The following is a 3727-nucleotide window of genomic DNA, read 5'->3' as shown; positions in this document are numbered from 1 at the left end:
CGCCCTGCCGGCACGCCGTCAGACGCCTTACCCCCTCACCCTCCCAAGCTTCGCTTGGGCCCCTCCCTCTCCCCATGGGAGAGGGTGTCGGTCATCTACTCCGCGTACAGCGCCAACGCGTCCAGACACAGCTCCAGCCCGGTCAGGTCGTGCAGCGGGTCCTCGGTGACGATCACGAACAGTCGCCGCGCCTCGGCCCACAGCATCACCGTCTCGGGCAGGCCGAAGTCCTCGACCACGCAGCCGTCGCCGTCGCGCCAGACGCCGGCCTCGTCGCGCTGGGCGCCGACATGGGCCTCGACCCGGTCGACATATTCGGCCTGGCTCTCGTCGGCGACGTTGAGATAGGCCAGGATCGGCCGCCCCAGCCCGGCCAGCACCCCGGCCTCGAAGGCGGCGCTGGCGGCGCAGGACGGGCCGCGCCATGGGGTCAGGTTGATCACCCCGGCGTCGGCCTGACGCAACTTCGCCATACGCTCGGCATAGAGTTCCCGGGCCTGGATCTCGGCGTTGTCGGGATCGGTCCCGACGATGGTCGGGGCGGTCAGGCCGATGAAGCCCAGGTCGGCGCACAGGGCGCGCTGACGGCCCCCTTGCGCCTCGGCTTGGGGCAGCCAGGGCTCGGGGCCGGCCAGCCATATGGAACGGACAGGTCTCATGAGACCTTAGAGCTTGCCGAAACGGGACGCTGTCAACCGCCTTGAGGACCATGACCCCCTTCGACCGCCGCGCCCTGATCACCGCCGCCGCCGCCGGCCTGCTGCTTCCCGGCCTTGCTCGCGCCGCCACGAGCGCCCCCTGGCTGGCCTATGACCGCCGCCTGCGGGCCCAGATGGCCCGGAGCCGGGGTGACTTCGATCCGGAGTTCGAGCAGGACCTGACCGACCTGGGCGACATCTTTCGCCGAGGCCGCGGCCTGCGCGGGCTGGCGCCCGATCCCGGCCTGACCCTGGCCGCCCGCGCCCACGCCGCCGACATCGCCCGCACCGGGCTCTTCGACCACATGACCCGCGAGGGCTACGGCCCCGCCGCCCGGGTCGGCCTGCTGGCCCGCGACCTGGTCGGCGCGCCGGGCGAGAACATCGCCGAACGCCTCAACGCCAGCGGCCCGGTGCGCCCCGATCAGATCATGGGCCAGTGGAAGACCAGCCCCGGCCATCGCGCCAACCTGCTGGCGCCCGGCTTCACCCATGTGGGCTACGGCGTCCTGCGCCAGGGCCGCGAGGTGATCGCCGTCGGGGCCTATGCCGAGGTCTCGGCCCGCCTGGCCTCGCCGGCTCCGCTACGGGTCTCGTCGGTGGACGCCATCGCCGCCGTCCTGGCCAGCGCCACCCCGCGCATCGACCAGTTCTCGGTGTCCGAGCCCGGCGCGGAGGCGCTGGTCGAGACCTATCTCGAAGGGCCGAGGCCCCCGACCTTGCCGCCGGGCGCGTGGCAAATCCGGCCCCACCTGTCGACGGGGGAGCGTCGGTATCAGGTGGCCTGGGGGCCGGTGTTCGTGCTGGGCTAGGGTCTCGCGGACATCAAGCGCCGGCGCCCAGCTCGACCAACAGCACGTCCAGTTGTCCAAACTGCTCGGGCAACCCGGCCGCCGACCCTTGGATGGCCTCGTCGCACGCTTCCTTCGTGGGATAGAGCTCGCTCAGCGTCAGCAGCGTCTTGCCGCCCTGGTCCGCGAAGGTGACGGTGGTCACCGCGCCGACGTCGCCGCTTTCCTCGTTGGTCCAGACGATGCGCGAGGGCGGCGTCACCTCGAGGTACTTGCCGTAGAACGCCATGGAATTGGCGGCGTCCAACCCGAACTCGAGGCGATATCCGCCCCCCGTGCGGACATCCATCTCGCAGGACCGCAGGGCCACACCCAACGACTTCGGGACCCACCACCGCTGGAACAGCTCGGGCTTGGCCCAGGCCTCGAACACGATCCGCACCGGCCCCTCGAAAACCCGGGTGACGACCAGTTCCAGGTCCGACTTGCGCTCCACCACCGTGCGGTTCTTCTGGGGCGCGCGTTCGCTGCTATTTCCGTCCATCCAAGTCCTCCTTCTGTTTCAAGTCCTCGACGATCTCGTCCAGCGCCTCGAAGCGGAGCTCCCAGCGCCGGCGGTAGCGTTCGATCCAGGCCGCCTCGTCCTCCAGCCCACCCACGCTCAGCCGGCAGGTCCGCACGCGGCCGACCTTCTCCGTGACCACCAGCCCCGCCTGCTCCAGGACGCTGACGTGCTTCTTCATGCCCGTGAGGGTCATGTCGAAACGTTCGGCGAGATTCGTGATCGAAGCGTCCCCGCGCCCCAGCTGCTCCAGCACGCCACGGCGGGTGGCGTCCGACAGCGCGGCGAACGAGGTGTCGAGGCGGGCTGCTGAATACTGAACCATCTAGTTCAGTATGTGACGAGAACCGGCGATGCGCAAGCCACAAACGAAAAGCCCTCGGCCTGGGAGGGCCGAGGGCTTCGCGGAATCTATTGGGTCGTGAAGCCTAGTTCTTGGCCACGTCCACCAGCTTGTTCTTGGCGATCCAGGGCATCATGGCGCGCAGGCGGCCGCCGACTTCCTCGATCTGGTGCTCGCCCGCGCGACGGCGGGTGGCCTTGAACGAGGGTTGGCCGACCTGGTTTTCCAGCATGAAGTCGCGGACGAACTTGCCCGACTGGATGTCCTCCAGCACGCGCTTCATCTCGGCCTTGGTCTCGGCGGTGACGATGCGCGGGCCGGTGACGTATTCGCCGTACTCGGCCGTGTTGCTGATCGAGTAGTTCATGTTGGCGATGCCGCCTTCATAGATCAGGTCGACGATCAGCTTCAGCTCGTGCAGGCACTCGAAATAGGCCATTTCCGGCGCGTAGCCGGCCTCGACCAGCACTTCGAAGCCGCAGCGGATCAGCTCGACCGTGCCGCCGCAGAGGACGGCTTGCTCGCCGAACAGGTCGGTTTCGCATTCCTCGCGGAAGTTGGTCTCGATGATGCCCGAACGGCCGCCGCCGATGGCCGAGGCGTAGGCCAGGCCCAGGTCGAGCGCATTGCCGGTGGCGTCATGGTGCACCGCGATCAGGCAGGGCACGCCGCCGCCCTTCTGGTACTCGCCGCGCACGGTGTGGCCGGGGCCCTTGGGGGCGACCATCAGCACGTCGATGGTGTCCTTGGGCTCGATCAGGCCGAAGTGGACGTTCAGGCCGTGGGCGAACAGCAGGGCCGCGCCGTCGCGGATGTTGGGGGCGATCTCTTCGGCGTAGATCGCGCGCTGATGCTCGTCGGGCGCCAGGATCATGATCAGGTCGGCCCAGGCGGCGGCCTCGGCCACGGTCATGACCTGCAGGCCTTCGCCTTGCGCCTTCTTGGCGGTGGCCGAACCGGCGCGCAGGGCGACGGCGACGTTCTTGGCGCCGGAGTCCCGAAGGTTGAGGGCGTGCGCGTGACCTTGCGAACCATAGCCTACGATCGCGATCTTCTTGTCCAGGATGCGAGCGAGGTCGGCGTCGCGATCATAATAGACGCGCATGTTTTTTCTCCAGGACTGGTCAAATCGAGCCGCGCCGCGCAACAGCGGAGCGACAAAGGCCGGGCGTTTGAGCGTTTTTTTGCCGTTTCGTCAAGGCGATGACGACAGAACGCTGTGACCCATAAGCCTCTGCGGCCAGGTTTTAGACTCTGGGGCGTTCCGCCGCCATGGCTAGCGTCCGACAGAGCTCGAAAGAGGGTGAGAAAACGACGAAATATCCAGGACACT

General features: G+C 68.2%; 5 protein-coding genes. 1 reads left to right on the top strand and 4 read right to left on the bottom strand.

Features of this window, described 5'->3' with window-relative positions:
• Positions 1–95: 95 nt before the first annotated feature.
• A complete protein-coding gene (locus PMI01_RS25830) occupies positions 96–659 on the bottom strand; it encodes a nucleoside 2-deoxyribosyltransferase (protein WP_007676843.1) in 564 nt (187 codons plus the stop codon).
• A 50-nt stretch (positions 660–709) separates the two neighbouring features.
• Between PMI01_RS25830 and PMI01_RS25825 the strand changes: the two genes are divergently transcribed.
• Positions 710–1510 carry a CAP domain-containing protein gene (locus PMI01_RS25825; protein ID WP_007676841.1) on the top strand — a complete coding sequence of 267 codons (801 nt, stop codon included), beginning with the start codon at positions 710–712 and terminating at the stop codon, positions 1508–1510.
• Between the two features lie 13 nt (positions 1511–1523).
• Here the strand turns inward: PMI01_RS25825 and PMI01_RS25820 are convergent, their stop codons facing one another.
• From PMI01_RS25820 to ilvC, 3 genes are all read right to left on the bottom strand, one after another.
• Entirely contained in the window at positions 1524–2033 is a 510-nt protein-coding gene (locus tag PMI01_RS25820; RefSeq protein WP_007676839.1) for an SRPBCC family protein, read from the bottom strand.
• On the bottom strand, positions 2020–2376 hold the full coding sequence (locus PMI01_RS25815) for an ArsR/SmtB family transcription factor (RefSeq protein ID WP_007676837.1): 357 nt from the start codon (positions 2374–2376) through the stop codon (positions 2020–2022). Before PMI01_RS25815 ends, PMI01_RS25820 begins: the two co-directional genes overlap by 14 nt.
• Positions 2377–2479: 103 nt before the next feature.
• Complete coding sequence (ilvC, locus tag PMI01_RS25810) at positions 2480–3541, bottom strand: ketol-acid reductoisomerase (protein ID WP_255348052.1); 1062 nt, start codon at positions 3539–3541, stop codon at positions 2480–2482.
• Positions 3542–3727 lie beyond the last annotated feature (186 nt).

Source organism: Caulobacter sp. AP07 (genome assembly GCF_000281955.1).
In the GTDB taxonomy this organism is placed as follows: domain Bacteria; phylum Pseudomonadota; class Alphaproteobacteria; order Caulobacterales; family Caulobacteraceae; genus Caulobacter.
This window is presented reverse-complemented; position numbering and strand designations above follow the sequence as displayed.

What these genes read in the sequence shown, in the direction of transcription:
- PMI01_RS25825 (WP_007676841.1), top strand. Translation starts at nt 710, where the DNA reads ATGACCCCCTTCGACCGCCGCGCCCTGATCACCGCCGCCGCCGCCGGC.
- PMI01_RS25815 (WP_007676837.1), bottom strand. Translation starts at nt 2,376, where the DNA reads ATGGTTCAGTATTCAGCAGCCCGCCTCGACACCTCGTTCGCCGCGCTG.
- PMI01_RS25830 (WP_007676843.1), bottom strand. Translation starts at nt 659, where the DNA reads ATGAGACCTGTCCGTTCCATATGGCTGGCCGGCCCCGAGCCCTGGCTG.
- PMI01_RS25820 (WP_007676839.1), bottom strand. Translation starts at nt 2,033, where the DNA reads ATGGACGGAAATAGCAGCGAACGCGCGCCCCAGAAGAACCGCACGGTG.